The sequence below is a fragment of the Bradyrhizobium sp. CCBAU 45384 genome (assembly GCF_028128665.1).
Taxonomy (GTDB): domain Bacteria; phylum Pseudomonadota; class Alphaproteobacteria; order Rhizobiales; family Xanthobacteraceae; genus Bradyrhizobium; species Bradyrhizobium manausense.
Window position 1 is genome coordinate 1 of sequence record NZ_LBIZ01000032.1, and the last position, 625, is coordinate 625.

Consider the following 625-nt stretch of genomic DNA (forward strand, 5'->3'; position numbering starts at 1 on the left):
ACGGCTGCCAGCGCCGCGATGACCGTGATGCCGAAGGCGATCGCCCCCACCGTCAAGGGAATGTTGGCGGAGCCGGGAGGCGCCACGGTCGCGAACAGGGCCGGAAGCAGCGCGGTGATGGTGGTGCCGATGTTCTGCGAGATCGCCATCGCCGACACGCGGGTGCGGGTCGGAAACAGCTCCGGATAGAAGCTCGGGAAGATTGCGTTGTAGCCCTGATAGACCACACCCCACATCAACAGCGACAGCACGATCGCCAGCGGCACGCTCTTGATGCTGATGGCATAGAGATAGCCGAAAGCGAGCAGGCCGGAGAGCAGCGCGCCCACGACGATGGGAGGCTTGCGGCCGACCTTGTCGGACAGATTGCCGACGAAGGGAATGACGAAGATGGCCAGCATGTTTCCGAGGACCGGGATCCACAGATAGACGTCCTTGGCAAAACCGATGCCATAGGCCGGCTGCACCGCATAGGCGGCACCGAAGATGGTCGCGACCACTGGGATGACATTCATCAGCGCCATGCAGATGACCCTGAGCATGTCGGGCCAGCTCAGCTTGATGGCCTGAACGATGGGCGAGCGCGGCGTTTCTCCCCGCCCCTCCTCGCGGGCAAAGGCAGGGG

Annotated in this window: 1 protein-coding gene; it reads right to left on the reverse strand. The window is 63.8% G+C overall.

The window, feature by feature from the left end; all coding sequences use genetic code 11:
- The coding region (locus tag XH80_RS02875; protein ID WP_271597247.1) for an MFS transporter at positions 1-625 on the reverse strand (625 nt) is incomplete at both ends.